General features: G+C 62.9%; 21 protein-coding genes, 1 pseudogene and 1 riboswitch. Of the genes and pseudogenes, 12 read left to right on the forward strand and 10 right to left on the reverse strand.

What is annotated here, in order from left to right; translation table 11 throughout:
- Positions 1–90 precede the first annotated feature (90 nt).
- Entirely contained in the window at positions 91–1,344 is a 1,254-nt protein-coding gene (locus JQ553_RS17705; protein WP_409363072.1) for a hypothetical protein, read from the reverse strand.
- 481 nt (positions 1,345–1,825) lie between these two features.
- Positions 1,826–2,641, reverse strand: a complete 816-nt coding sequence (locus tag JQ553_RS17710) for a response regulator transcription factor (RefSeq protein ID WP_212501258.1) — start codon at positions 2,639–2,641, stop codon at positions 1,826–1,828.
- A 525-nt stretch (positions 2,642–3,166) separates the two neighbouring features.
- On the opposite strand from JQ553_RS17710, the gene JQ553_RS17715 reads away from it, so the two are divergent.
- Positions 3,167–4,090: a response regulator transcription factor gene (locus JQ553_RS17715; RefSeq protein WP_249144364.1), complete on the forward strand. Its 924-nt coding sequence runs from the start codon at positions 3,167–3,169 to the stop codon at positions 4,088–4,090.
- Positions 4,091–4,111: 21 nt separating this feature from the next.
- On the opposite strand, the gene JQ553_RS17720 is transcribed toward JQ553_RS17715, so the two are convergent.
- From JQ553_RS17720 to JQ553_RS17730, 3 genes are all read right to left on the reverse strand, one after another.
- Positions 4,112–4,372 (reverse strand): DUF6894 family protein, encoded by a 261-nt coding sequence (locus tag JQ553_RS17720; RefSeq protein WP_212501259.1) that lies wholly within the window; start codon positions 4,370–4,372, stop codon positions 4,112–4,114.
- A gap of 368 nt (positions 4,373–4,740) precedes the next feature.
- Positions 4,741–5,004, reverse strand: a complete 264-nt coding sequence (locus JQ553_RS17725) for a hypothetical protein (protein WP_212501260.1) — start codon at positions 5,002–5,004, stop codon at positions 4,741–4,743.
- A gap of 9 nt (positions 5,005–5,013) precedes the next feature.
- Positions 5,014–6,039 (reverse strand): NAD-dependent epimerase, encoded by a 1,026-nt coding sequence (locus tag JQ553_RS17730; RefSeq protein ID WP_212501261.1) that lies wholly within the window; start codon positions 6,037–6,039, stop codon positions 5,014–5,016.
- 264 nt (positions 6,040–6,303) lie between these two features.
- Here JQ553_RS17730 and glmS point away from each other — a divergent pair, with 264 nt between their 5' ends.
- The 6 genes and pseudogenes from glmS (at position 6,304) to cobJ (ending at position 12,435) form a co-directional block, all read left to right on the forward strand.
- Positions 6,304–8,130 carry a glutamine--fructose-6-phosphate transaminase (isomerizing) gene (glmS, locus tag JQ553_RS17735; protein WP_212501262.1) on the forward strand — a complete coding sequence of 609 codons (1,827 nt, stop codon included), beginning with the start codon at positions 6,304–6,306 and terminating at the stop codon, positions 8,128–8,130.
- Between the two features lie 28 nt (positions 8,131–8,158).
- Positions 8,159–8,720 (forward strand): annotated as a pseudogene (locus tag JQ553_RS17740) (class II aldolase/adducin family protein); the annotation flags it as partial.
- A gap of 96 nt (positions 8,721–8,816) precedes the next feature.
- Positions 8,817–9,034: riboswitch (cobalamin riboswitch) on the forward strand.
- Between the two features lie 143 nt (positions 9,035–9,177).
- Positions 9,178–10,341: a precorrin-3B synthase gene (gene cobG, locus JQ553_RS17745; RefSeq protein WP_212501263.1), complete on the forward strand. Its 1,164-nt coding sequence runs from the start codon at positions 9,178–9,180 to the stop codon at positions 10,339–10,341.
- Complete coding sequence (locus tag JQ553_RS17750) at positions 10,341–10,970, forward strand: precorrin-8X methylmutase (protein ID WP_212501264.1); 630 nt, start codon at positions 10,341–10,343, stop codon at positions 10,968–10,970. The genes cobG and JQ553_RS17750 overlap by 1 nt, the downstream gene beginning before the upstream one ends.
- A 2-nt stretch (positions 10,971–10,972) precedes the next feature.
- Entirely contained in the window at positions 10,973–11,704 is a 732-nt protein-coding gene (locus JQ553_RS17755; RefSeq protein WP_212501265.1) for a precorrin-2 C(20)-methyltransferase, read from the forward strand.
- The gene (gene cobJ, locus JQ553_RS17760; RefSeq protein WP_212501266.1) at positions 11,701–12,435 is read left to right on the forward strand and encodes a precorrin-3B C(17)-methyltransferase; all 735 of its coding nucleotides are present in this window, start codon (positions 11,701–11,703) and stop codon (positions 12,433–12,435) included. Before JQ553_RS17755 ends, cobJ begins: the two co-directional genes overlap by 4 nt.
- Here the strand turns inward: cobJ and JQ553_RS17765 are convergent.
- Positions 12,411–13,157 (reverse strand): cobalt-precorrin-6A reductase, encoded by a 747-nt coding sequence (locus JQ553_RS17765; protein ID WP_212501267.1) that lies wholly within the window; start codon positions 13,155–13,157, stop codon positions 12,411–12,413. The genes cobJ and JQ553_RS17765 overlap by 25 nt on opposite strands.
- Between JQ553_RS17765 and cbiE the strand changes: the two genes are divergently transcribed.
- The 5 genes from cbiE to cobF are packed head-to-tail and all read left to right on the forward strand — an operon-like array spanning position 13,156 to position 17,540.
- The gene (gene cbiE, locus JQ553_RS17770; RefSeq protein ID WP_212501268.1) at positions 13,156–14,337 is read left to right on the forward strand and encodes a precorrin-6y C5,15-methyltransferase (decarboxylating) subunit CbiE; all 1,182 of its coding nucleotides are present in this window, start codon (positions 13,156–13,158) and stop codon (positions 14,335–14,337) included. The two genes, JQ553_RS17765 and cbiE, sit on opposite strands and share 2 nt — an antisense overlap.
- Complete coding sequence (locus tag JQ553_RS17775) at positions 14,334–14,702, forward strand: cobalamin biosynthesis protein (RefSeq protein ID WP_212501269.1); 369 nt, start codon at positions 14,334–14,336, stop codon at positions 14,700–14,702. The genes cbiE and JQ553_RS17775 overlap by 4 nt, the downstream gene beginning before the upstream one ends.
- On the forward strand, positions 14,699–15,481 hold the full coding sequence (gene cobM, locus JQ553_RS17780) for a precorrin-4 C(11)-methyltransferase (RefSeq protein WP_212501270.1): 783 nt from the start codon (positions 14,699–14,701) through the stop codon (positions 15,479–15,481). The genes JQ553_RS17775 and cobM overlap by 4 nt, the downstream gene beginning before the upstream one ends.
- Entirely contained in the window at positions 15,481–16,791 is a 1,311-nt protein-coding gene (locus tag JQ553_RS17785; RefSeq protein WP_212501271.1) for a cobyrinate a,c-diamide synthase, read from the forward strand. Before cobM ends, JQ553_RS17785 begins: the two co-directional genes overlap by 1 nt.
- Complete coding sequence (gene cobF, locus JQ553_RS17790) at positions 16,788–17,540, forward strand: precorrin-6A synthase (deacetylating) (protein ID WP_212501272.1); 753 nt, start codon at positions 16,788–16,790, stop codon at positions 17,538–17,540. The genes JQ553_RS17785 and cobF overlap by 4 nt, the downstream gene beginning before the upstream one ends.
- Positions 17,541–17,678: 138 nt before the next feature.
- Here cobF and JQ553_RS17795 read toward each other — a convergent pair whose 3' ends face one another.
- The 4 genes from JQ553_RS17795 to JQ553_RS17810 all read right to left on the reverse strand — a co-directional run bounded on the left by JQ553_RS17795 (position 17,679) and on the right by JQ553_RS17810 (position 22,151).
- Positions 17,679–18,101 carry a calmodulin gene (locus JQ553_RS17795; RefSeq protein ID WP_212501273.1) on the reverse strand — a complete coding sequence of 141 codons (423 nt, stop codon included), beginning with the start codon at positions 18,099–18,101 and terminating at the stop codon, positions 17,679–17,681.
- Positions 18,102–18,125: 24 nt separating this feature from the next.
- On the reverse strand, positions 18,126–19,232 hold the full coding sequence (locus JQ553_RS17800; protein ID WP_212501274.1) for a hypothetical protein: 1,107 nt from the start codon (positions 19,230–19,232) through the stop codon (positions 18,126–18,128).
- A 95-nt stretch (positions 19,233–19,327) separates the two neighbouring features.
- A complete protein-coding gene (locus tag JQ553_RS17805; RefSeq protein WP_212501275.1) occupies positions 19,328–20,740 on the reverse strand; it encodes a hypothetical protein in 1,413 nt (470 codons plus the stop codon).
- Between the two features lie 103 nt (positions 20,741–20,843).
- Positions 20,844–22,151 carry a hypothetical protein gene (locus JQ553_RS17810; protein WP_212501276.1) on the reverse strand — a complete coding sequence of 436 codons (1,308 nt, stop codon included), beginning with the start codon at positions 22,149–22,151 and terminating at the stop codon, positions 20,844–20,846.
- Between the last annotated feature and the right edge of the window lie 127 nt (positions 22,152–22,278).

Genomic DNA, 22,278 nt, shown 5'->3' on the forward strand with positions numbered 1-22,278 from the left:
ATCATTGGCAGGACAGCCTGAGCCCGGCGCGAACGCTACGCGTTTGTCGCGAGGAAAGACCGCCACGCAGTTTTCCGGATCATGCCCTGGCTATTTGGCCAGGGTGCTGGTCTGATCGCGTCGATCGAGACGCGTGACAAAATCGAACACGGGACCGCCCGGCACGCCCCAATTGCTCGACCAAATAATCTGCGATCCGTCGGGAGACGGCGAGCCGTGGGTCTCGCTCCAGTAATTGTACGACACGTTGTGGGTATACGCGATGCGTCGGAATTCGCCGCTGCCGTCGATGCGCAGAGCGATGACTTCCTGAGCGAACGGAGCAAACTTTGGCAGCTGCGCTATCTCGGCAGGGGAGCCGCCATAGCTCAGATAGACCCAATCGGGCCGTTGGATCGCACGCGTCGACGCGTGCGAAGCCTCGCCACGCGGAGCAAGCGGGGTAACGACCCCGTCATCCAGTCGGCGCTTGATTACCTGGTATATATCGGGATCGGACTTGCTGATACCCACGTAGACTTCGCGTCCATCGGCATCGATGGTCATGTCGCCATGACTTGGCCGATGATGCTCGGTCCAGCTCTGTACCAGGTCACCCGCGACGGTGAAGATGAATGCTTCGTCCTTTCCGTCCACCCACCGGCTGCACCTGACGTAATTGCCGAGGGCTGATATCTCGCACACGCCATCTCGCCCAGGCAGTTTTCCCACATCGATATCCGGAAACTTCTGTCGGCTTTCGAGGTCAAAGGCGAATGCGACGGTCGCGCCGTCGGCCCTCGTGCCTCGTACGGCGATGCGCCGACCATCTCGGGAGGGATTACCTTTCCCCGGTCCGAACTGAAGCCCGCGATAGCCTTCGGCTATCAACATGACCTCCTCTGCGTTGGTTCGCGGCGTCCAGAGCGATATCTTGCGCCCGATCACACAGATCATCCGATCGGGGTCCTTCGGGTGCCATTCGCATTCGTCTTCGCGTTGCCGGCGGAACAGCGGGGCATAGGTCTGCCCGTCAAGGAAGCACAATCCATTGCAGCCGTTGGCGATCAGAAGCAAACTCTGGTCGGCGTTCCAGGCCTGCGCGCTTGAGTATCGATGAGTGCAGTAAGCGCGTTGACAGGCCAGACCTTCGCCCAAAGGGCCTGGCGTCGTCACTCGAACGATCGTGGCGCCGGTATCCGGGTCAATGACCGGCACCAGATAGTCCGGCAGGTTCATGCTGCTGGCCGGGGTAAACTTGGCTTTTGAGAGCGTTTCTGCAACGGCGATGCCCGCGAGTGCAAACGCGGCAAGCGCGCCGCAGGCGAGGGCAATTCGTCCATGTTTGGATAACAGCATCTGCATCACCGTTTCACGCCGAGCGCATGCGGCTGATTTTTTTCCGTAGCCGACGGCGGGTAACCGGCTTCAATGCCGCCGGCTGGTTGCCAGAACCAACGAATTTGTTGCAGCGATACTTTCTAGGTGCTGCTGTGAAACCGCATCATCCGAATGAAGGAAAACACCAGTCTTAATGGCGCGCGGACACGGCGGATCGGATAGCTCGGGGATCATCGCCCGATGTCACACGGTTCGCAGGCCGGCGCAACAGGCAACCGGCAGCCCCCGCGCGGGCGGCAGCGAAGTGAATGCCGGTTCGAACAAAGCGCCAGACCGGAAATCTAAGTATGATCGGGAAAAGTGTGTAGCGGTTTCCCTCGCGACAAACGCGAAGCGTTTGCGCGGAGATCATGCGCGAAAGACAAGCTAAGGCGCGATGATGATCCATCCTGATCTCATCGCGCCTTAGGGTATCGGTTCTGATTCAATCAGAACCGATACTGCTCTAGCCAGGCTGATCGACTTCAGAGACGTCCGCTTGTTGTTGACCTCGACGGTCGCCGCGAGCGGCCTTGAAAGCCGTCTGTCGACTGGGGACCAGCGGCACCGCGTGACCATTGGCCGTGCGTACCAGCGAACCGTTGTTCATTCCCCAAATCGCCGCTTGTGTCCGGTTCTGCACCCGGATCTTGCGCAGGATCGCCTTGACATGAACCTTGACGGTAGCCTCGGCGATATCGATTTTTCGCGCGATGCACTTGTTGGAATTGCCCTCGATCAGGCAGGACAGGATCGCCTTTTCCCGCGGAGAAAGGTGCGGTGGCGCGATCGTATCCTCAGCGGTGAAGACAATCCCGGGTTCGCCTTCGTTGGGCACTACCGGTTCATGTTCTTGCGCGCGATTGCTATCGAGAGCGAACGACAGAAAAGCCGGCGGAAACACCGTCTCGCCCATCGTCACCAACTCGATAGATTTGATGAACGCATCGCACGAGTTGACGTTAACGAAATAGCCGCTGGCGCCGGCGCGAAATGCCGAGGCCAACTCGCCGGGCCGATAGTGATCGGATACGATTGCTATCCGTGCTTCAGGATATCTTTCTTTTGCAAATCCGATCTGTTCCAGCGCGTGGTCGAAATCGTCGGTATGAACAATGAGAAAAAGAAGTTGGTGCGCTGGGAGTGTGCTCGGCAACTCGTCGGAGCTTGATACCGATACCAAGATACGAAAATTTGCCGCATGTAGTATTCGTGAAATTCCTTCTCTAATTAGAACATTCTTTCCTATGAGAACGGTTTCGTAGGACTGCCGCCTCCTCATTTTACCCTCCGCGACAATAACGCAATGACACATCAACAAATGGGGAAACTTAAAACTGGATAACACCACAGTGAGACAGACAGGTTGAATCCCTGTCCGGAGACTTCCAAATGGTTGCATCGACCGACGTAGAACTCCCTTATCCGGTTCCGTTTTGCCGCTTCGATGCTCGTTGTTGGCTACTCGAGTGCGGGACCTCCTTTCGGGTTAAACCATCGTTGGCAAATTCCAGGGCTCAATATTAGTTTTTCTTTTACGAATGTTAGATGTGAATTATCAATCACCCTATATATCGTTTGTTATAGGCCGCCGATATGATTAGCCGCAGGCCGCATTCTTCCATAATGCACGCTCAGAGCGACTTAACGCCGCGGCATTTATCGAACGTTGAGGGTTTGGCCTGGACCGAGGCATGGGATACTGCGAATATGGCCGCATCCCTTAGGTGAGTGGACCGCGCCGCGCTTATCAAACGTTGAATAATGCGGCAATGCATACTGCGGTACCGGCAATTGCGGCGGCGAAATGGTTAACGGCCGCAGCGGAAGATATATAGCGAAAAAGTTCTCTGGATTTTGTCGTAAAAGGTTACCGCCGGTAAAACCGGGATTCGCAAGTTCATTGATTTACTTGTATTCTATTGCGATATCTATACTTCTTGTGTTGTTGGAAACTTGTAGTGATCCTATCAATATTCCAAGAAACAAGGGCGGGCGCGCAGGGTTCATATTTTGGGGGCGAGAGGCTGAGGAGCGCCCAATGCGTCGAACGAGTGTGGTGATTGCAGACCGCCATCCGGTTGTTTTGCAAGGCCTGCGTAGCGTGCTCGGAGCGGAATCCGACTTCAATATTGTTGCATCCTGCGGCGAGGCTGCGAGCTGCATCGAAGCAATCCGAACCCTGACACCCGATATCGCAATTCTCGATCCGGCGATGCCTGAATTGGTCGCGCTGACGAATCCTCCAGCCGACAGTTTGGAAAGCAGTCCAACACATTTGGTGTTCTTCACCGCGGCGGAGGACTGCGACTTCGTATTGTCGAGTGCACCCGAGATCTGCAGTGTCGTCCTGAAGGACGTGATGCCGGAGACGCTGGTGCGGTCCCTGCGGCAGATCGCAAATGGGCGCAGTCTCGTGCCATCGGCTTCGGCCGATCAGCCCGTGGCGCGGGAGCAGGCCACGAATTCTGAGAATGCACTGACGGCGCTCACGGTCCGCGAGCGTCAGATCATGCGTCTGGTCTCCGAAGGATTGTCCAACAAGGAAATCGGTCGGCGCTTGAGCATCGCCGACGGCACCATCAAGGTGCACCTTCACAATATCTTTCAGAAGCTCGAGATCAGCAATCGCACGGCGCTCGCGGCGCTCGCCATCTCCCAGAACGATCGCGGTGCACCTCAGGAGAAGCAGCCACACTCCGGATTGAGTCCGACAGGCGGACTGCGTTGAAGGGACGTCGTACGGCGCGCCTCATGCCGTACCGCCATCCGCGACCGTTGGCATGACCGAGAACTGGAGAACAAACAGCGGGCGGCTGCCCAGTTCGGGACTGTCGGTGACCTCGACCTGCCAGGACATGTGATCCAGAAACGGTCCCATGACCTCGCTCCGGAGGATTTCGCCGGTCAGTTCGATCGCCGCTGTCCGCGCGGCGGCAATATCGGGAAGCTCCAATCCGACATCGTCCAGAACCGAGCCGCCGTCGTGGACGTGAAAAAAGTAGCGAGGCATTGGTCTCTCCGGATAACGGGAGCCATTCTGATAACGACAGCCAGCCTTGGAATGTCCCGATACCGTCATCGCCCCGGAATGGGGTTCACGGCAAGTTGATTTTGTAGGGAGGTGCATCATCATTGTTGGGTACCCCGACGTCGACACGGTTGATCGCGCTGTTGACGTGGACAGTGTTCTGGCGCGAGCTACAATCAAATTGCGCCGACAGTGCCCACTTCGGCGTGCTTTGCGGCCCCGGCCTCGCCAAAACGAATGCCCCCGCCGGGGCCGCGGTTTTCCCCATGACCGCGTTTCCGCGCCGCGCGCTTTGGCGCGTCACGTTTGCGCGCCGTTCCACTTCGCGAATGATCAGAGATAGCTGCGCATCAGAGATAGCTGCGCAGCCTCGCGATCTCGACGATCTGATGAGCCGATAAAATGCCGGTGATGACTGGCGGCTGTGGGGCTGTGTGAATTTCGTACAGGTGGCGACTGGATTGGGGCTTGGCCATGAAGTCGCGCACGCAACTGTCGAGCGTTCCTTCGCGCACCGTATAGCTGGTTCCGCTTTCGATGCGCTCGTTGCTCCTTGAGGGCCATTTGCGAAGCGTGGCGGGTGCATCGAAACTGATATGCAAACTGTCCGTCATCTCCGCGTGTTAGATCTTGTAGTGCTCGCGATACCAGGCGATGAAGTTGCGAACGCCGGTTTCGATCGGAGTTGACGGCGAAAAGCCGGTGTCGCGCATCAGGTCGCTAACGTCCGCGAACGTCTCCAGGACATCTCCGGGCTGCATCGGCAGCATTTCCTTTGCGGCCGTTCGTCCGAGTTCCTTCTCGATCAAGCCAACGACATGCATCAGCTCTTCCGGATGGTGATTGCCGACATTGTAGACCCTGGCCGGAGCATTTCCTGCATTCGGGTTATCAGGTGGAATGCGATCGATCAACCTCGATACGACACGGGTGACGTCGTCGACATAGGTGAAGTCGCGCTTCATCCTGCCATGGTTGAAGAGCTTGATCGGTCTGCCTTCGACGATCGCGTTGGCAAACAGGAACAAGGCCATGTCCGGCCGGCCCCACGGTCCGTAAATGGTGAAGAAGCGCAGGCCGGTGACCGGCAGTCGATACAGATGGCTATAGGAATGCGCCATCAGCTCATTGGCCCTCTTGGTCGCGGCATAGAAGCTCACGGGGTGATCGGCCCGGTCCTGCGTCGAGAACGGCAACTTGGTATTGGCGCCGTAAACGGACGATGACGACGCATAGATCAGATGACGGCAGCCGTGGTGCCTGCAGCCTTCGAGAATGTTGAGAAACCCCTCGAGATTGGCATCGACATAGGCGTGCGGCTGGTTGATCGAATGACGCACGCCGGCCTGCGCGGCGAGATGGATTACCGTTGCGAAGCGATGCCCGGCAAACAGCTCGGCCATCGCCGTGCGGTCGGCGAGATCGTTTTGCACAAAGGAGAAGCCGCGCTCGTCGCGCAGGATGCCGAGGCGGGCGCGCTTGAGCGCGGGATCATAATAGCTGTTGAGATTGTCCAGTCCGACGATCCGCCGGCCCTCGGCGAGCAGCTGGCGGGCGACGTGAAAGCCGATGAATCCGGCCGCGCCCGTCACCAGGATTTCGTTTTCTGCAATTGAGTCCAAATGCGATGGCACCGGCAATCCAATCATGAAGTTCTGCGAGGAAGAATGCGTCGAACAGTGGCAACTCGTCCAGTCGCCACCCGAGACGATCGGGAAACACGCGAAAGCGCACCAGACTATCATGCGGGAGTCAAACGGTACGAGGAGGTTCGCTCGAACGGGTTAATCCGCGTTGGTCCCCGCGGTCTCCCGATTTGACGGCTTCGATCTTCGGCAAGCCGTGTATGGGTGTGCGGTTGTGGCGACGTCCGCGCGTATTTCGATCATTGGCGGGCAGGGAGAGCTAACGCAATGTGCGGAATTGTTGGCATTTTGGGACAGGCTCCGGTGGCGGGGCGTCTGGTTGATTCACTCAGGCGCCTGGAATATCGCGGCTACGACTCCACGGGGGTAGCGACGCTCGATGGAGACCGTCTCGAGCGCCGTCGCGCCCAGGGCAAGCTCAGGAATCTCGAAGCGCGGCTGCGGGCGGAACCGCTCAACGGTCATGCGGGCATCGGCCACACGCGCTGGGCCACCCACGGCAAGCCGACCGAGCATAACGCGCACCCGCATGCGACCGAACGCGTTGCGGTGGTCCATAACGGCATTATCGAGAATTTCCGCGAGCTGCGCCGGGAGCTTGAAGCACAGGGTGCGCGATTTGCGAGCGACACCGACACTGAGGTCGTCGCTCATCTCGTCAATTCCTACCTGCTCAAGGGCCATTCGCCCCAGCAAGCCGTCAAGGCGGCCTTGCCGCGCCTGTCCGGCGCCTTTGCGCTGGCCTTCCTGTTCAGGGGCCATGGCGATCTCCTGATCGGCGCCCGCAAGGGTTCGCCGCTCGCGGTCGGATACGGCAACGGCGAGACTTATCTCGGTTCGGATGCGATCGCGCTCGCTCCCTTTACCGACACCATCAGCTATCTGGAGGACGGCGACTGGGTAGTGCTGTCGCGCGACGGAGGCGTGATCTGCGATGTGAACGGCGCGATCGTCAATCGCGAGGTGCTGAAGTCGGGCGCGTCGTCGTTCGTCGTTGACAAGGGCAATTTCCGCCACTTCATGGCCAAGGAAATTCACGAGCAGCCTGACGTCGTCGGTCGGACACTCGCGCATTATGTCGACATGGCTAACGGAAAGGTGGCGCTGCCGGTCAGGCTGCCGTTCCACTTCAGCGACATCGGCCGGATCACGATCACCGCCTGCGGCACCGCCAGCTATGCCGGCGTCATCGCCAAGTACTGGTTCGAACGGTTGGCCCGTATGCCGGTCGAGGTCGATATCGCATCCGAGTTCCGCTATCGCGAGACCCCGCTGCGCAAGGGGGACCTTGCCATCTTCATCTCGCAGTCGGGCGAAACCGCCGACACGCTGGCGGCGCTCCGTTACGCCAAGGAAAGGGGCGCGCACACCGCGGCCGTCGTGAACGTTCCGACCTCCACGATCGCGCGCGAAAGCGAGACGGTACTGCCCACACTGGCGGGTCCCGAGATCGGCGTCGCCTCCACCAAGGCCTTCACCTGCCAGTTGATGGCTCTTGCCGCGCTTGCAGTCGCCGCCGGCAAGGCGCACGGCGAACTCTCCGAGGCCGAGGAGAGGAAGCTCGTGAACCTGCTCGTCGAAGTGCCGCGGCTGATGGCTGAAGCGCTCGCGACCGAGCCGCAGATCGAGAGACTGGCGCGTGACATCGCGAAATCGCGCGATGTGCTCTATCTCGGTCGTGGCACCAGCTTCCCGCTGGCGCTCGAAGGCGCGCTGAAGCTCAAGGAGATCTCCTATATCCACGCCGAGGGCTATGCCGCCGGCGAGCTCAAGCACGGTCCGATTGCGCTGATCGACGAGAACGTGCCCGTCGTGGTCATCGCCCCGTTCGATCACCTGTTCGAAAAGACGGTCTCGAACATGCAGGAAGTGGCCGCGCGCGGCGGCAGGATCGTGCTGATCACGGATGCCAGGGGCGCCGCCGAGGCGACCATCCAGTCCGTCGCTGCGATCGTATTGCCGGACATGGCGCCGACCTTCGCGTCGATGGCTTACGCCATCCCGATCCAGCTGCTCGCCTACCATACGGCCGTGATCATGGGGACCGACGTCGACCAGCCGCGCAACCTCGCCAAATCGGTGACTGTCGAATAGGGGCGGGGCCCGATCCGCGCCACGCAGGATGATCGCATCGATGCCGCTCGAAGGCGCCGATGGCGAGTGGGAGGGCCGTTGCAGCCTCCGACGGAATGGCGCTTCCATCTCGACATCATGCGCCCGTCCTGACGCCGGCGGCATCGTCCACACCCATTCCACCTACGCGACCGTGCTCGCCATCGCGCGCAAACCGATCCCGGCCTGTCACGACATGATCGCGGCGTTTGGCGGCGCCGACATCCGTTGCGCCGGGAACGCGCGCTACGGCACCAGCGAATTGTCGGAGCTCGCGATCGCCGCGCTCGAGGGGCGCAATGGCTGCCTGCTCGCCAATCACGGCATGATCGCGCTGGGTGCGAACCTCGACAAGGCGATGTGGCTCGCCGTCGAACTCGAGACCATCGCGCGCCAGTATTATCTCTCGCTCGCCCTCGATTCGCGTCATCCTTACCGATGCGGAGATCGCCGATACGGCGAGGGGATTTTCTACTTACCGCCTGCAGACAGCCAAACCGACGCGGAAGCAACGCGTGGCGGCGAAAGCTGCTCCGCGGCCGGCCGGGAAGAGACGGCGCAGACAGCGCTGAGGCGTCGGTGCCAAGCGACCGGGGGATGCCTCGTCTGCGATATCTCAGGCGCCATCGGGCCGTGGTCCTTCGGCTTGACAAGTGGCGACCATGAGCAAATGGTGAAGTTGCGCTGGTTCCTGTCCCGCGACAGGCGAAGAGGGAATGCGATAGGGCTCGGATCGCCAGGGATTCGGGTTCGAAATGCAGCCGCCCCCGCGACCGTGACCGGAGAGATGCCCACAGCCACTGCCCCGACGGGCCGGGAAGGCGGGATCGAAGGACAAAGTCCTGCTCCGCAAGCCGGGAGACCTGCCAGCGCAACGTTTTAGACCGGCGGACGGGGTGTTTCGCGACGGGGAAACGGACCATTTTTTGTGTTCGTGCGCCTCATCGCCTCCCGCCATGATCCTGAAGGGGCGATGACCGTCACACTTCACGTTTGCATCACCTGCCGCGCGGGCCAGACAGAGGCGTCATGAGCGCGGTCGCGGTCAACGGCTGGTGTCCCGGCGCGTTGCGGCCGATGCTGTCGGGCGACGGACTGGTGGTCCGCGTGCGGCCGCATGGTGGCCGGTTGGAGGCCGGGCAGGCGGCAGGCATCGCGCTACTTGCCGCGCGTTACGGCAATGGTCTGATCGATGTGACGAGCCGGGCCAATCTCCAGATCCGAGGTGTGACCGATGAGGCGCATCGGCCTCTGCTCGAAGGGCTTGCCCAACTCGGCCTGCTCGATTCCGATCCGGAGACGGAAGCCCGGCGCAATATTCTGGTGACGCCATTCTGGAACGTTGGCGACGACACCTGCTCGCTTGCCGACGAGCTTGAGCGGGCCCTTGCCGACAGCGCGCCCGATCTTCCAGCCAAATTTGGCTTCGCCATCGACGACGGGAAAGAGCGCGCGCTGGCCGCCGCGTCCGCGGACATCCGGATCGAGCGTGACCGCGCCGGCGAACTCATAGTACGTGCCGATGGCGCGAAACTCGGCCGTTCTGTCCGCCGCGGGGAGACCGAGCGCGCCGTGCTGGCGCTTGCAGAGTGGTTCGTGGCGTCCGGCGGAGCCAAAGGCGGGCGAGGGCGCATGGCGGCCCATATCGCCGCCGGCGCAAAATTGCCCGAGGCCTTGCGCGGCGACGCCGAGCCTGCGGCGGTCATGGCCACGCCCCATCCCGGACTTTATCCGCATGGTGCTATGGTCGGCGTCGCCTTTGGGCAATTGCCGCATTCGGCGCTTGATCATCTCGCTACCTGCGCGTCGGCGCTGCGCATGACGCCGTGGCGGATGATCCTCGTCGAAGGGATGCGCGAGATGCCAGACGGAGCGGACCTCATCACCGAGGCCGATGATCCGGCGCAGCGCGTGATCGCCTGCAGCGGCGCCCCGCGCTGCGGCGGGGCGCATGCCGATACGCGCGCGCTTGCAGCCGCGCTTGCGCCTCACATTGCTCCCGATGTGCGGCTTCACGTCTCCGGCTGCGCCAAGGGCTGCGCGCATTCCGGTCCGGCCGCGATCACACTGGTGGCGACCCCCGATGGATTTGATCTCGTGCGCGGCGGCTCGACGCGCGGTACCCCCGCGTTGCGCGGGTTGAGTGGCGCCGGGCTTATCAAAAATCCCTCCGTGCTCATGGGCGGGCGCTGATGCCACATGTGTACGAAACCGACGGCGCGGCGATCTATCGGCAATCCTTTGCGACCATTCGCGCCGAGGCGGATCTGGCGCGTTTCACAGCGGACGAGGAGCGGGTCGTCGTGCGCATGATCCACGCCGCTGGCATGATCGGGTTGGAGGCCCATATCCGCTTCACGCCGACCATGGCGCGCACGGCGCGCACCGCGCTCGAGAACGGCGCGCAGATCCTGTGCGATGCGCGCATGGTGTCGGAGGGAATTACGCGCGCGCGGCTGCCGGCGGGCAATGCCATCGTGTGCACGCTTGGCGATCCCGGTGTTCCCGCGCTCGCGCAGTCGCTGCGCAATACGCGCTCGGCCGCGGCACTGGAGCTTTGGCGGCCGCATCTTGCGGGCGCGATCGTCGCCATTGGCAATGCTCCGACCGCGCTGTTTCACCTGCTCAACATGCTGGAGGATCGCGACTGCCCGCGACCGGCGGCGATCATCGGCTGCCCGGTGGGCTTTGTCGGTGCGGCCGAATCCAAGGCCGCGCTGATGGCAAATCCACCGGCGCCGGCAATGACGGTCGAAGGACGCCTCGGTGGCTCAGCGATCACCGTCGCGGCCGTGAATGCGCTGGCGAGCCGGAGCGAATAGAGATGGGGCGCATCATCTGCTGCGGTCTTGGGCCTGGCGATCCCGACTTGATGAGCGTGCGCGCCGACCGCGAGGTGCGCGCGGCGAAGCACGTTGCCTATTTCCGCAAGAAGGGACGTCCCGGCCAGGCGCGGCGCATCGTCGAGGGTATGCTCGCGGCAGACGTGACCGAATATCCGATGGAATATCCGGTTACGACGGAGATTGCTTTCGACAGTCCTGAATATGTGCGTCTGCTGGCCGGCTTCTACGACGAATGGGCGGAGCGTCTGGCCCGGCTAGCGCGCGCGATCGACGTCGTCGTGCTCTGCGAGGGCGATCCTTACTTCTACGGCTCCTTCATGCATCTGCACGCGCGCCTGCAGGGACGCGTCGCGATCGAGGTGATCGCGGGCATTCCCGGCATGGCCGGCTGCTGGAACGCGGTCGGCCAGCCGATTGCACTCGGTGACGACGTGACCACGGTGTTGATGGGCACGCTGGCCGAGGACGAACTGGAACGGCGGATGCGCAGCTCCGATGCGCTCGTTGTCATGAAAACCGGGCGCAACTTGCAGAAGGTGCGGCGTGCGCTCGCCTCCGCCGGTCGGCTCAGTGATGCCTGGCTGGTCGAGCGCGGCACAATGGCCGGCGAGCGCGTCGCGCGGCTTGCCAATACCCATGAATCCGATTGTCCCTATTTCGCGATCGTGCTTGTTCACGGCCGAGGGCGACGCATGGACGGCGCAGAATGACGGGCTCGCTGACCGTCGCGGGACTGGGTCCCGGGGACGAGGCGTTGGTGACGCCGGAAGTCTCCGCCGCACTTGCGGCTGCAACCGACATCCTGGGCTATGGGCCCTATGTCGCGCGCGTTGCGCCGCGCGAGGGGCTCACGCTGCATCCGTCCGACAACCGCATGGAGGTGCAGCGCGCAAGCGAGGCCCTGCGATTGGCTTCCGAAGGACGTGAGGTCGTCGTAGTGTCATCCGGCGATCCCGGCGTGTTTGGGATGGCCGCTGCCGTGTTCGAGGCACTCGAAAGGGCGCCGCAATGGCAGACGCTCCCGATCCGCGTCCTACCTGGAGTTACCGCGATGCTCGCCGCGGCTGCGCGCGCCGGTGCACCGCTCGGGCATGATTTCTGCGCCGTCAATCTTTCCGACAATCTGAAGCCCTGGCCGTTGATCGAGAAACGTCTGCGGCTTGCAGCGGAGGCCGATTTCGCGATCGCGATGTATAACCCGCGCTCGGCGAGCCGGCCGGAAGGATTTGGCCGCGCGCTCGCTGCGTTGAAGGAGGCCGGCTGCGGCGAGCGTCTCGTGACCTTTGCGCGCGCGGTCAGCGCGCCGGAGGAGCGGATCGAAACTGTGAGACTGAATGACGCGACACCCGACATGGCCGATATGCGCACACTTGTGATCGTCGGCAATTCGCAGTCGCGCCGAGTCGGCCGCTGGGTCTATGCGCCGAGGCAGGCCCGATGATGAAGCCACGCCATGACCTCGGCGATGCTTTCCGCCCGCGCCCGCTCGGGCAGTTGCGGCCGCGCGATCATCACGACCGGCAGTCCAAGTTTGCGCGCCGCGTCGACCTTGGCGCGCGCGCCACCGCCGCCGGAGTTGCGGGCGACGACCCATGCGATGCTGCGCGATCTCATCATCTCCAGCTCGCCATCAACCGTGAACGGTCCGCGCGACACGATGACGTCAGCCGCGAATGGCAGCGCACCCTCGGGCGGATCGACGAACCTCAACGTGTAGGCGTGCTGTGGTTTGTCGCCAAATGGCGCGATGTGCTGGCGGCCGATTCCAAGGAAGACGCGCGTCGGGTTCTCTGGCAGGGCGGCGACGGCGGCGGCGACATCTGCGACCTCGATCCAGTTGTCGCCTTGTGCCTTCGTCCAGGGCGTGCGCTCGAGCGCGATCAGGGGCGTTCCGGTTTCCGCGCAGGCCACAACCGCATTGCGGCTCATCTCGGCGGCGAAGGGATGCGTGGCATCGATGACCTGCGTGATGCCTTCGCGGCGAATGTAGTCGGCAAGACCGACCGCGCCGCCAAACCCGCCGATACGGGTCGGCAGCGGCTGCGCAGCCGGTGCGCGGGTGCGGCCGCCATAGGAATAGACCGCCTGAAGCCGCGCGCGCGCGATTTCCGCGGCGAGCAAGCTCGCGTCCGTCGTTCCGCCCAGAATGAGGGCGCGCGTCATGGCTGACCCCTGGCTGACCATCATCGGTATCGGCGAAGATGGCCTTCCCGGCCTCTCCGAGGCAAGCCGAAAAGCGCTGTCCGCGGCCGAGATCGTCTTCGGCGGCGAGCGCCATCTCGCGCTCGCGGGCATTACCGATCGTGGTCGCCCATGGCCAGTGCCGTTCGATGCCGGCATCGTGCTGAGCTGCCGCGGCCGGCCGACGGCGGTGCTCGCATCCGGCGATCCGTTCTGGCATGGCGTCGGCGGGAGCCTCGACGAGAAGCTCGAGGCGGACGAGTGGATCGCGCATCCCGCGCGATCGACATTCTCGCTTGCCGCGGCGAGGTTGGGCTGGCGACTGGAATCCGTTGTTTGTCTCGGACTCCATGCCGCGCCGTTCGAGCGGCTGGTGCCGCATCTTGCAGACGGCGCGCGGGTCATTTGCCTGGTTCGCGACGGCAAGGCGGCTGGCGATCTTGCGAACTGGCTGACTGAGCGCGGCTGGGGCGCCTCGCCGCTGTGGGCCCTCATCGCGCTCGGAGGGCCGCGCGAACGCATCAGGCAGTATCGTGCGGAGAGCTATCCCGCTGAGCCCGGCGACAGTCTTGTCACGGTCGCGCTGGAGGCGAGGGGATCGCGGGGCATTCCGCGCAGCTCCGGCCTCGCGGATGATCTCTTCGTTCATGATGGCCAGATCACCAAACGGCCGATGCGGGCGCTGGCGCTGTCGGCGCTGTCGCCACGTCCCCGCGAAACGCTGTGGGATATCGGCGCGGGCTCCGGCTCGATCTCCGTCGAATGGACGTTGTGCGGCGGAACGGCCGTCGCGATCGAGGCGCGCGAGGGCCGCGCCGCGAACATCCGCAGCAATGCCGCGGCGTTCGGGCTCGGACACAGGATCACCGTCATCGCGGGAGCGGCGCCCGGTGCTCTGGCGGGCCTTGCGGCGCCGGACGCCGTGTTTTTCGGCGGCGGCCTCGACGACGCGATGTTCGCTGCTGTCTGGGCGCGTCTCGCGCCTGGCGCGCGGCTGGTCGCCCATGCCGTGACGCTGGAGACGGAAGCGCTGCTGCTGGAGCTACACCAACATCATGGCGGCGAATTGATGCGCATTGAGATCGCGCATGTGGGCTCGCTGGGCGGCCGCCGCTCCTGGGAGGCGGCGCGGCCACTGCTGCAATGGAGCGCGGTCAGATGAAGATCGCGGGGCTCGGCTTCAGACATGACGTGACGCTCGCCGCGCTGCGCGAGGCGCTTCTCGCCGCCGGTGGAGCGGAAGGCCTTGCGGCGGTCGCGACCATCAGCGACAAGGCGGAAACTGCGGCGTTCAAATTGCTGGCGGGCGAGTTCAACGTGCCGATCAGGTCTATTCCTGCCGATCTGCTGGCCGGCATAGCGACGCCGACCCGATCAAGACTCATCAAGAATAAATTCGGTACAGGATCGGTCGCGGAGGCGGCTGCACTGGTTGCTGTCGGCCGCGGGGCGCGGCTGATTTCGACGCGTGTGGTCTCGCGGGACCGAACCGCTACTGCTGCGATTGCGGAAGGAGATGGCGAATGACCGTGCATTTCATCGGCGCAGGACCAGGTGCCGCCGATCTTCTCACCTTGCGAGGTCGCGATCTGATCGCGGCGTCGCCGGTGTGCCTCTATGCCGGATCGCTCGTGCCGGAGGGCGTTCTGGCGCATTGCCCGCCAGGCGCGCGGATCGTCAACACTGCGCCGATGTCGCTCGACGACATCGTGTCCGAGATCGCCGCCGCGCATGCGCAAGGCAAGGACGTCGCGCGGCTGCATTCGGGCGATCTCTCGATCTGGTCGGCGATGGGCGAGCAGTTGCGCCGGCTGCGCGTGCTTGGCATCCCCTTTACGGTCACACCCGGCGTGCCGTCCTTTTCCGCGGCGGCAGCGGCGCTCGAGGCCGAATTGACGCTGCCGCGGCTTGCGCAGTCCGTGGTGCTGACGCGCGTGCCCGGCCGGTCCAGCGCGATGCCCGAGGGCGAAAACCTCGCCGCTTTTGCCGCAACCGGCGCGGTGCTGGCAATCCATCTCTCGATACACATGCTCGACAAGGTCGTTGCCGAGTTGACGGCGCATTATGGCGCGGACTGTCCGGTGGCGATCGTCTGGCGGGCGAGCTGGCCGGATCAGCGCATCGTGCGTGCCACGCTCGCCACGCTTGATGCGGCTGTCGGTGCCGAACTCGAACGGACCGCGATCATTCTGGTCGGAAAAACGCTCGGCTCGGAGGAATTTTCCGAGAGCTGTCTCTACGCAGCCGACTATGATCGCCGCTACCGGCCGATCGGTCCTGCGCCGCGCTTTCCGGAAGCGTCGTGATGGCGCCGGGTCTCGTCATCTCGGCGCCGGCCTCCGGCATCGGCAAGACGACGCTGACGCTGGCGCTTGCGCGCGCCTATCGTGATCGCGGATTGCGGGTACAGTGTTTCAAGAGCGGTCCCGATTACATCGATCCGGCCTTTCACGCGGCGGCGACGGGACGCGCCTCCGTTAACATCGATAGCTGGGCGATGGACCGCGCAGCGATCGAACATCTCGTCAGCCGCGATGCGAACGCCGACCTCGTGCTGGCCGAGGGCTCGATGGGCCTGTTCGACGGCGTCGCCGCGCGCGGCGTCTCCGGCACCGGTGCAACGGCCGATATCGCGGAGATGTTGGGCTGGCCGGTGCTGCTCGTGATCGATCCGTCAGGTCAGGCCCAGACGGCCGCGGCGATCGCGGCGGGCCTGCGCGATTTCCGCGCCGGCGTGCATCTTGCCGGCGTTGTGCTCAACCGCGTCGCGAGCCGGCGGCATGAGGATCTCGTGCGGCAGGCTTTGGCGGATACCGGCATCGCCGTGTTCGGCGCGCTGACGCGCCATGCCGAGATCAATGTGCCGAAGCGGCATCTCGGCCTGGTCCAGGCGGAAGAGCAGGCGCAAATCGGCGGCCTGATCGCCGAGGCCGCGCGCCTCGTCAGCGAGCATGTTGATCTTGATGCCGTGCTGCGCGCAGCGTCCGCACGGTCGTCGCACACAACTGCGATCGGACTCAACCTCACACCGCCCGGTCAACGCATTGCGCTCGCGCGCGATGCCGCATTCTCCTTCATTTATCCGCACATGCAGGAGGCCTGGCGCGCCGCCGGTGCCGAGATCGTCACGTTCTCGCCGCTCGCCGACGAGGGGCCCGATGCGAGCGCCGACGTGTGCTGGCTGCCCGGCGGCTATCCGGAACTGCACGCCGGCCGGCTCGCCGCGAACACGGGCTTTCGCAAGCGCTTGCGCGCGTTCGCCGAGACACGGCCGGTGCATGGCGAGTGCGGTGGCTACATGGTGATGGGCGCCGCCTTGACCTGCGCCGGCGGCGCGCGGCACGAGATGCTTGGCCTGCTCGGCCTTGAGGCGAGCTTTGCAGAGCGCCGCATGCATCTGGGCTATCGTCTCGCCGAACTCGCCGTGCCGATGCCGGGGCATCAGGCCGGCGCACGCCTGCGCGGCCACGAGTTCCACTATTCGACAATCATCGCGCAGCCCGACCCACCACTCGCGACTGTGCGCGATGCGATGGGCACTGTGGTCGCCGAGACCGGATCGCGGCGCGCGCAGGCGACAGGAACCTTCTTCCACCTGATCGCGGAGGACCGGTGAGCGTCACGCTGTCCCTGATAGGCATCGGTTGCGGCGATCCCGAGCAGCTCACGCTCGCAGCGATCCGGGCCATCAATGCGGCCGATCTCGTCCTCATTCCGCGCAAGGGAACGCAAAAGTCCGATCTCGCAGAGTTGCGGCGGACGATTTGCGCCGATGTGCTCACCAACGGGCAGACGCGCATCGCGGAATTCGATCTGCCGGCGCGTGACGTGGGCGAATCCGACTACCGCAAGGGCGTGGACGATTGGCATGATGCGGTCGCCGCAACGTGGTCGCAGGCGATTGCGGGCCATCTCGGAAACGAAGGTCGCGTGGCGCTGCTGATCTGGGGCGATCCCTCGCTCTATGACTCGTCCTTGCGGATCGCGCGACGGCTTGATCCGGTGCCCTCGATCGAAGTCGTTCCCGGCATTACGTCGATCCAGGCGCTGTGCGCGGTGCATGCGCTGCCGCTGAACGAGATCGGCGAACCCTTCCTGGTCACGACGGGGCGGCGATTGCGCGAAGGCGGCTGGCCTGATGGCACCGGCACCGTGGTCGTGATGCTCGATGGCGGCACGGCATTTCAGTCGCTCGACCCGGAAGGGCTGCACATCTGGTGGGGCGCCTATCTCGGCATGCCCGATCAGATCATCATGTCGGGCCCGCTTGGCGAGATCGGTCCGCGCATCGTCGCCGCCCGGCAAGAGGCGCGCGAACAGCACGGCTGGATCATGGACAGCTACATTCTCAAACGCCGATCCTGACGCGACGGCGGTTGCGTGAACTGAGCAGGACGGCGATGCTCCGCAATCGGGTCCACGAAAGCTGCCCAAGCACCTGGGGCGTGCATCGCGAAGCCGCGATTGCGCGGTAAACCATCCGCCGGATCGATGGCGCCATTTCTATTGCCTGGCGCCGATCTCCCTCACGACTTGCTGGTTCCACGGACACCACCGGTTGCCGGGAAGGAAGTGGCCACCCACGTCCTTCAGGTGCTCCTGAACATATGAGGTTTCGGCATCGCACACTTCAGCGGAAACTTCCGGGAACGAGATTGTCTGTGGCCGATAGTGAAAGGCCCATCTGCGGTTGTAGGGCGCTGTCGAGGTATCAATGATCCCGCTGACATGGGGACGGCGATCCTTTGGCATGCGGATGATAGCGATTGCTTCATCGATGAGTCTTGGGTCTCTCAGCGCAAGGACAAAGTCGTTCCGCGGATCGCCATCTGACATCAGGAAATATCGGGAGCGAGGCTGCGCGGCTTCGGTTGCCGAAGATAGCAGCGCCAGCAAGACGACCGCCGTTGCCTTCCAATGTTTCACATCGTCCTCCCTACCTGGCCCCGATCAATGCAGATCAACCCGCTTGCAATTGTCTTTGGCAGGGTCCGCGTTGCAAGCCAGCATCGCCTTGACCGAGGCGCGAAACCTCGTCTCCCAAGTATCCTTGTTCGCGCCGGGCGGCATCCAGTGAGTCAGCGTAAACGTGGTCGAATCGAGTTGCCCGGGCGCCAGTTTGCCTGCGGAGTACTCGGTGAAATCGCCGCTGCTGAAACCGGGCCCCAGGTTGTGGCAATTCAAGCACGCGCCCGGTGTCCCGTATGAGTGGTCTTCGATCTTGAAGTAGGCGTGGTATTTCTTCCACTCTGCGCCGAATTGATCGAGGTGGAAGATGGCGTAGGCCTCGCCGAATGTTCGATTGGGCAGCTTGTTTGCATCCTTGGTCACCTGGAAGGCATATGGCGAACGCACGAACGGGTTGGCATCGTGACACCGTGCGCAGTTGATGCGTTTCACGACGTCCGGATTGTCCCAGAACGTGTCTGCATTGCTCGAGAAGGGGGATGGAATGTCTTTCCCCGGCAACGCCTCGATTGCGGCGAAAGCACTTTTCTCCTGCGGCAGGTCCCGGATTTGCGTATTTGCGAGCCGCTGGAAGAAGCAGGTTTTGTGGTTCAGCGGACTGTACACAATCATCGCCACGTCGTCGTATTCGGGATTTAAGGCTTGCGAATCCAGTGAGCGGTATTGGTAGTTGCGACACAGCAGGGCGTAATAGGGCTTGTCTTTCGCTTCCACACTGGTCTGCGGCACCTGCGTGACCCGCAGCCGCGAATTCGGTACGCATTGACCGATGCCGCCGCTCGAAATGTCAAGGAGCGGCGGCCTGTCGCATTTCGTCGTATCAGTGAACATGCTGCCATCGGCTGATGTTTGCGCCGGGATCGCAACGCTGTCTTGCGTGATCGGCAAAATGGGACCGTCCGCGCATTGCAGAACGGGCGGGAAGGTGATCGGTTTACTTCCATTTTCAGTGAGTTCGTTCATGCATGCCTGGGCGTAAGACTTGATATCCGTTGGCATCTGTGAGTGGGCCAGACCAGACCACAAAGTGACCGCTCCCAGGCAGATCGTTGAGATCATGACCTGCTTCGATTTCCGCTGCGCTTTCATGAGTTCTTCCCTTTTTATCCACGCACAGGTTTCGAGATGATCTGGCGTCGTGTGAGTGAATTGGGCTCTGCACGCGCCGCATTTGTCGGGCCCCGCTAGCTCGGCCAGGGCAGTGACATGTCGGGGTTCGGGCACTTGCCGAAGATTGTCGAAATAAAGCCGAAGAGCTCGGGCGCTCCGGAAGCGGCGCCGACGATCGCTGGAGAGTCTGTCCGCTCGCGCGCGTGCGGGGAGCGGATCTTGTCCAGGAGGAAGGGCCCGTAGCGCACCTTGCGTCCTGCTTCCAGATGCGTCCGAATCCAGTCCAGCGTCTCTTGCGATGTCGTCGTCAGTTCGATGTCCTTGGCGAGCAGCGCCGTCGTTGGCAGCACTGGAAGCACGCCCGTGGCGATCTGGTTGCCCGCGACGGAGCCGCCCGTCGAAATCACGATCCCGCGGCCGATGCTGTGCGGCGACCATTTCCATAACCGGCTGTGGAACACCGAGACGTCCATCCACGGCCGCAAGATGGTCACGCGTTTGATCGAGCATGTCAGCGTCATGTGCCCCGTCGCGACGCTCCTCCTGGGCCCCCGCTCGGCGGGGCCGCGCGCGCCATGGTTCGCCGCAAGTATCCAGCTTTGATCGCGCCAGCCCCCGCTCGAAACGGGGTCATCATCCGCCGTGCCGGTTCCTTCCAGCAGCGGAGCGGGGCCGCAGCAATGGCAGCACGCGCATCGACCGGTCATCCCCGTGCCGCCAGAGCGACGCTGGCGGTTGTAGTCGTTTTCATCAAACGAGAAGGGGGTCCAAAGCTCGTCCTTGAACCATTCCTGGTAGCGCGGAAGACTGTCGACGCGCTGAAACTCGCTGCCGTTCTTTAGCCGCAGCGTGCTGCGTGCGAAGCGATCCGCCAGGCCCTGCCAATAAACGTAGGGGTCGCGCCCCTGTAGCTGCCGGACCGTCGCCAGCGCCTCATCTACCTTTTCCTTGTTGCCCCGCTGAAGCCAGAGCGCCTTGGCTTCATCGTAGCGCTTACGTATGGCGGGAGGGACGTCCGGCCCACCGTTTTCGTGCGTCGTTTCGGCGGTGAACAGCTCATCCTGCGCCGCGTAAAAAATCTCGGCGCAGTCGAGATAGGCCTGGAAGGCTGGCGAGAACCCGCCGCCGGGTTCGAAAAGATAGTTTTCTGCCTCGCGCAATTTCTCCTTCTCGTGCGGGGAAAGCTCGATCAGCGGCGTTTCCTTGCCGTCGAGAATGAGTTTGTAGACGTCTGATGTGAGCCCGGCCTTGGGCGTGACGACATAGTTGCATTCGACGGCGGCGTTCAGCAGATTGCTCACATAATATTCGGTTTCCGGATCCTTGGGATCGAGCCCGGGAGGAACGATGACGCCGGGAATCTGGATGCTGAGCAAGGCGGAGGGGTTTTGTCCGACCACGCCGGAAACCGCGAGCGTTTGCGCCATTTTTGAATAGAGCTGCACCAGCTCGGCGTCGTCCTCGAGGCTTTGATGGGATTCGAACATCGCAAGGGTCCATTGACGCGCCACGCGGAAACATGTCGCGGCCAGTCGCCGCGACGGTCAAAGGCGGCGCGTCGGCGTCGACGCGCCGCCAGGTCGCGCCGCCTTAGGTCGGCCAGGGCATATTGGGGTCAGGGTTCGGCAGTTCGGGCAGAACCTGGCTGATAGCCGCGATGATCTGGGTGTCTTTGATCGTGATCAGGTTGTTGGCGATCGTGCCTTTGATGCTCTCTTTGCGATCCCTGTAGGTGACGTTTCCCGCGATCGAGAATGGTCCGATGCCGAGGCTCGCTTGGGCGTTGATCTCACGCTTCATCCGCTCTTCGACCGTGTCCTGAAACCTGCCGATGATCTCGACGTTTCGCGCGAGGATCACCGTCGTCGGCATCGACACGAAGGGGCCGGTCGGCACGATCCGGTTTTCGATGCTGCCGCCGGTCGAATATTGCGCGGCCGGCGCGGTCGAGTCGAATTTCCAGGCGCGGCTGTTGAAGACCAGCGGGTTCATCCAGTTGCGGTTGATGGTGATGCGCATCAACTCGCACTTGAAGGCCAGGCTGGTCTCTTCGATCTTGATGTATTCCTGATCCTGCTTGTAGTCGCCCGAGCCCGACAACGTGACGATGCCGAACTTGCCGTCCAGCGCGCCGGCGACGCCGATACTGTTCGAGGTCGTCTGGTTATTCATGTCCTTTTGGTCGAACGAGAACTTTGTCCAGCCGGCCTCCTTGAACCAGCTGTCGTACTTGGGCGCCAGCGTGACGGGCGGAAACTCCATGCCACTCCTCAGCCTGCGCTGGTTGGCGGCGTAGCGCGCGTCGAGCCGATCCCAGAACGCCGAACCGTCGCGGCCCTGCAGTTGCTTCATTACCGCGATATTGGTCTCCTGCTTGATCTTGCCTGCCGCGATCCATTTGTTCATGGCGGCATCGACCTTGGCTTTCATCGCCGGGGTTGGCGCCGGCCCGGTGCCATTCTTGAAATTCGCCTCGGCGTCGTCATAGGGAACGCGCGCGGCCCAATACGCCTCCTCGGCGGCGTCGCACTTTTCCGCAAGTTCGGCGTAGCTGGCCTCTGCCGCGGCGAGCTTTGCTTTTTCCTTCTCTGTCAGATCGGCGATCGGATAGAGCTTGTATTCCAGAATGCTGTTATAGGCCTGCGATACGCGCAGATTCACCGGCGCATAGGTGAAGTTGAACATCGGCGCGGTATCAAAGATCTGCGAAATTTCCTGGTCGTCTTCCGGATTGTTGATCGGGTCGAGCCCGACCGGAAGATATTGACCCGGGTTGTAGATGGAGAGCAGCGATTCGCCGATCATGCTGTCGCCCTCCGCAGAGCCGACGCCGAGCGCGACCGCGAGCTTGGAATACAGCTTTTCATAGAGAACGGCGTTGTAGTCTTTTTCGGCCATGATGAGCTCCCTCCCTTGTGTCCCGGCAACTGGAGCGCGGGCTTGCGTCCCGGCAACGGGGCGATCGACTCTCAACCTGAGGTAGATTAGCTCGGTTGACGGGGAGATGGCAATGTATAACTGTGTC

The organism is Bradyrhizobium lablabi, assembly GCF_018131005.1.
Lineage (GTDB): Bacteria > Pseudomonadota > Alphaproteobacteria > Rhizobiales > Xanthobacteraceae > Bradyrhizobium > Bradyrhizobium lablabi_D.